Raw genomic sequence first — 5103 nt, forward strand, 5'->3', positions numbered from 1 at the left:
ATTAACTTAATAAAATATTTTTGGAATCTTACTTAAGGTAAGAAGAGCTTCTAACAAGTAGAGGCACTATCGAAGTCCAGAAATAGTTCGTGAAAGAAATAAAAAATGTGGCTTAATTACCCATATTGTTTATTTCTAATGTTTGTCTTAAGTGACAAACTACGGCTATTATATTTGGGTTACTTCGATAGGCTCAAAAATAATAGCCGTTTTTATTTAATATATTTTTAAGGAGAAAAAAATGGATAGTAAAAGTATTAAAGTTTTATTAGAGGAAGAAAATTTTGAGCTTGCAAGAACAGAAATTAAAAAACTAAAGTCAGAAGAGCAAGAAAAAATTATTAGTTCTTTGTTGGCAAGTAGCAATTTGAAATTAATAAGACCTCTCGTAATTGATGATGATATAAATCCTAATTCGGCACATAAAAATATTATCAGTTACACAATATCGAAATATATTATAAAAACTATTAGATACAACCTTTACTATTTTTATAGAAAAAATGAGAATAATAAAAATTTGAATTTATTAGAAAAAAATATTGTTAAGTATTTAATTGAAAAAGAACAATATTCACAAGATATAATAGATGAAATTTTAGCGATACTTTTCACAGAAATTAAAATGTATGCTAAAAATGATGATGTTGATAATGATAATATAATTAGAAATTTTTTTAGTGAATCAAATATAAAAGGAGTAATACTTAAGTATTATCGTGAATATTATTATAACATTGTAAAGGCATTGACTGATATATATACATTTTTTAAGGAAGATACAGAAAATAAATTAATGAATAACAATAATTTTTTCCCTATATTAGATAAAATAAGAGATAATATATTAGAGTTTTGTTATTATGCAGCAGAATGGTATTATTCTGATATAGTTAAATATATAATGGACAAAGAAGATCTTTATAAAAATAATATAAAAAATAAAATTGCTGTTATTGATGATATGGAAAAAATGTATTTTGATGGAGATTATAAATTTATGAATAATAATATTGAGACTACTTCCAATTTGTTAGAACCTAAAGATTATAAAATTATGTTTGAATATACTATAGAACTTGATGAGAGAGTTGGAAGTTTTAGTCTTTTTCGAAAATTAATAGAAGAAAAAGGAACAAATCTTAATGAAATAAGAAAAGATAGTAAATTTAATAAAGACAGAAAAGTTGAAAAAGTATTAGATAGTTGGTTAAATAAATTCTCAATTGAAAATAATAAAGTAAATAAAATCTTTATATTAAAGCAAATAGATGATTACAAAAACGAAATTTTAGAATGTTCTATTGAACAAGAACATTTTAATTCTTTTAAAGAATTAATAGAAATAGGTGCTTATGTTAATGTGGATAGTAAAAATAAAGCTAAATTCTATTCATTAGTTATATCAAACATTGACAATATTGATGAAAAAATATTAGTGAACAAACAAATAGCTAATTATAAGAATGAATGTTTGTCTTATTCTATTGAACAAGAGAATTTTAATTCTCTTATAAAATTTATGGAAATAGGTGCTAAAGTTTATAATGAAAATAAAAATGAATTTTTTTCACTTATGATATTGCATATTGATGATAAAAATGAAAACATAGGTCGTTTCCTTATTCAAAATATATCTGATAAAGAAGATATATCTTGTACAAATGAAGAAGTTTTGAAAAAGTTTGTTCATTGGATTTATAGTGATAATAAAGGAGCAGATACAGTATCTTTAATTAATAAATTTTTTAAACCCAAAAAATTTGAAACTAGAACAAAAAGTTTGCTTGTTAAAACTATAGAAAGTGATATAGACTCTAAAATAGCTAATTCCGTTAAGAAGAAATTACAATTAAATTAAAATATTAATTTGGAGAAAAAATATGAACATAACTGATACTAAAGCACTTATAAAGAAACTATTAAATGCTCCTGAAAAAGAAAGATTTGTTTTATGTTTAAAAGGTCATCAAGGTATCGGAAAAACACAAGCTATTCAACAGGTTGCAGAAGAAAATGGTTGGAATTATAAAGCTTTATACGGAGCACAAACTCAAGTTGAAGATTTAATGGGAATACCATATTTAAAAGAAAATAATGCTATTAAAGAAAATAATGAGGGAGAAAAAATATCAAAGTTTGCAAAACCGATATTATTTCCTGATAAACCTAAAACAATTTTTGTATTGGAAGAAATTAACAGAGCTCCATTGGATGTTCAACAAGCAATACTTCAATTATTAACCGAAAATAAGTTTGCGGGAAGAGAGTTGCCACAAGACACAGTTATAATAGTATCTATAAATCCTTCAGATGTAAATAGCGGTTATAATGTTGAGAAATTGGATTCAGTATTTATAAACAGAATATGTATGATAGATGTAGAACCGGAGTTAAAAGAATGGTTGGATTATGCAAATGATAAAAATTTCAATAAAAGAATAAGAGCCTTTCTCTCTAATCCTAAAAATAACTGGTTTTTTTGGGAAAAACCTAATTATGAAAATATAGGTCAGTCTTTACCGAGTCCAAGAACTTGGGAAATAGTGTCAAAAATATTGAAAATTGAAAATGAAAAAATTACTTTTCTTGATAATTTATTAAAAGGTGTAATAGGTCAAGAAGCAACAATAGAATTTTTAAACGATTGGGCAGATATTGGCATAGACGGAAAAGATATATTGACGGCTCAATATGATCGATATAGTGACTTAAGGGACAACAAACTAAACAATCAGACTGTAAGTCAGAATGCATATTCATTAACATCATTAAAAGGATATATAGAGAGTCAAAATTATAAATTATCTTCCGAACAAAAAGTGAGAGTATGGATTTTATAAATTTTTTATATAAGGAAAAACAAGATAGACAGAAAATAATTAACTTTTTTATAGATTATTTTGAATATGTTAAATTCGAACACATAATTGAGGATATAGAGAATGAATGTAATACTATTGAGATAGCTATAGAAGAAAATAAAATAGAAGAACATAGCGAAGAATATAAAAAATATAAAGACAAAAAAAATTTATGTGAAGATATTAAAAAAATATTAAATGGAATAAATAATGAGCAATAATTCAAATAATAATATAGCAAATTTATTTCCTTATATTCCTGAATCGTATTTAAATAGAGGAACAAAATTTGCTTTTTATAGTTATCTTTATACTAAATATATAGAAATAAATTATATAGAAACAAATAGTTTGGAAAATGCAGGATTGTCATTAAAAAACATTACTAATTTGAATATCTTTATTAATAAAGAACAAAAGTTAATTGGTTCTCAATTAAGAACATTATTAATACATATTTTCCTTCATATTATATACGAACATTTTTTGTATAAGAAAAAAGATAATTATTTGTGGAACATAGCAACAGATTTAGCTATAAACAGCAACTTAAAAAATGATGGACTTGGACTTGATTCTCTTCCAAAAGATTTTAATTTTGCTGATAATAAAACAGCTGAATATTATTATAAAGAATTACAGAATAAAAATATTGATAAAAATTTGAAAACAATTGATGCTCATCGTTATTGGAGAAAAATTGAAGATGAAGAAAATAAACAATTTAAACAAATAACAAAAGAAAAAAGTATTATTATAAAAGCATATTTAAAAAAAATACTTACAGATACTTATAATAAAGTAAAAACAAATAATTATTATGTTCCGAATTATATAGAAGAATATTTTATAGAAGAATATTTTAATGATATTAATTACAATATTAATCATGAAATAAAAAATCAGCCTGTTGATTGGAAAATAATTTTAAAAAATCAAATTCAATGTTCTATAAAAAACTATTATAAAAAATCTTATTCAAGACCATCGAGAAGATTTGTAAAAAATGATTTTTTATTAAAGGGTAATATTACTAAAAGAATTGCAAAAGTTTGTTTAGCTATAGATACAAGCAGAGATATTTCTTCCAAACAATTTAAGATATTGTGGAGAGAATTATATACTATATATAAACAATATCCTATAGAATTGAGAATAATAGAGTGGGACCATGATCAAGTAAAACAAGATATTTTATATTATAAAAAAAATAGTCTTTATAAAAATTATGAACCAAAATTCAATGGTTACGGAAACACAAAGCTAAGAGATTTTTTCGAATATATAAGAAAAACAAGCAAAGTTCAAATATTTAAAACACAATTATATAAAAAAATTAGCAGACCTGATTTGTTAATTTTTTTTGTTGACGGAAATAATGTATATTTCCCTAATAAAGAAAATTGCACTAATTATAAAGTTCTTTGGTGTGTAGTAGGAAACGAAAGTAAATCTTTACAAGAAATACCTTTTGGTTTAAAAATTAAAATAAATCAATAAAGGAGATATGTTATTATGGAAATAGAAGAAACGGAAGATATTGAATATCTTGTAGACAGCAAATACGATATAATCAAAAAATTAGAATCTTCAGTTAAATCCGGTGATAGTTTAATTAATATCATTCCTTATTATAAGAATAATAATAAATATGTTAAACAAATTATAAATAATTTTATTTTAACAAGAAAAGAGAAATTTAAAGAAGAAATAAAAAATGAATTATGCAATATAAAGATTTATAAATTAATATCGTTAATAGAAGTTTGTGAAGAAGCATTATTAATGTGTTTTGAAGAACTAAGGAAATCACTATGGAATATAAATGAGTTATTTGAAAAAAAAACTTAATAATTTGTTTAGAGAATTATTAGATATACAATACATAGATACCGAGACAATAAAATATATTTGCTTTTTTATTAAAGCCGGTGCAAACAGAAAATTTATATCACAAGAAAAGTTAAATGTTTGGTTAGAAAATTTTTCTAACAACAACGAAATATTAAAAAATTTATTGTTTTTAGGTGCAAACAAAGATAATGCACTAAAAAAGGCAGTAGAAAAAGGAAATATTGAATCTTTTAAAAAATTAAGAAGTTTAGGAGCTGATATAAATTCAATATTAACAGATACTATATGGAATAAAATATTAGAAAAGCAAATAGACGATTGGTTAGAAGATTATTCTTATGATGCTTTTTATTATGAAGAAGTAAGTTTTTTATTGAAAGAAATA

The 5103-nt window shown here is 22.9% G+C and carries 6 protein-coding genes; all 6 read left to right on the top strand.

The features are described 5' to 3' along the window. Positions 1-241: 241 nt before the first annotated feature. Positions 242-1861 (top strand): hypothetical protein, encoded by a 1620-nt coding sequence (locus tag ACMUOV_RS07980; protein ID WP_413854605.1) that lies wholly within the window; start codon positions 242-244, stop codon positions 1859-1861. 22 nt (positions 1862-1883) lie between these two features. After that, on the top strand, positions 1884-2843 hold the full coding sequence (locus tag ACMUOV_RS07985) for an AAA family ATPase (protein ID WP_413854606.1): 960 nt from the start codon (positions 1884-1886) through the stop codon (positions 2841-2843). Further along, complete coding sequence (locus ACMUOV_RS07990; protein WP_413854607.1) at positions 2831-3085, top strand: hypothetical protein; 255 nt, start codon at positions 2831-2833, stop codon at positions 3083-3085. Before ACMUOV_RS07985 ends, ACMUOV_RS07990 begins: the two co-directional genes overlap by 13 nt. Next, entirely contained in the window at positions 3075-4364 is a 1290-nt protein-coding gene (locus tag ACMUOV_RS07995) for a DUF2201 family putative metallopeptidase (protein WP_413854608.1), read from the top strand. Before ACMUOV_RS07990 ends, ACMUOV_RS07995 begins: the two co-directional genes overlap by 11 nt. Before the next feature lie 15 nt (positions 4365-4379). Further along, positions 4380-4715 (top strand): hypothetical protein, encoded by a 336-nt coding sequence (locus ACMUOV_RS08000; protein ID WP_413854609.1) that lies wholly within the window; start codon positions 4380-4382, stop codon positions 4713-4715. Beyond that, positions 4690-5103: hypothetical protein (locus ACMUOV_RS08005; protein WP_413854610.1), on the top strand; the 414-nt coding region annotated here is incomplete at its 3' end. The genes ACMUOV_RS08000 and ACMUOV_RS08005, both read left to right, overlap by 26 nt.

Origin of the sequence: Candidatus Ruminimicrobium bovinum, from assembly GCF_902760015.1 — a bacterium.
Lineage (GTDB): Bacteria > Elusimicrobiota > Endomicrobiia > Endomicrobiales > Endomicrobiaceae > Ruminimicrobium > Ruminimicrobium bovinum.

Coding starts and splice junctions, on each gene's coding strand:
- ACMUOV_RS07980 (WP_413854605.1), top strand. CDS start 242: ATGGATAGTAAAAGTATTAAAGTTTTATTAGAGGAAGAAAATTTTGAG.
- ACMUOV_RS07985 (WP_413854606.1), top strand. CDS start 1,884: ATGAACATAACTGATACTAAAGCACTTATAAAGAAACTATTAAATGCT.
- ACMUOV_RS07990 (WP_413854607.1), top strand. CDS start 2,831: ATGGATTTTATAAATTTTTTATATAAGGAAAAACAAGATAGACAGAAA.
- ACMUOV_RS07995 (WP_413854608.1), top strand. CDS start 3,075: ATGAGCAATAATTCAAATAATAATATAGCAAATTTATTTCCTTATATT.
- ACMUOV_RS08000 (WP_413854609.1), top strand. CDS start 4,380: ATGGAAATAGAAGAAACGGAAGATATTGAATATCTTGTAGACAGCAAA.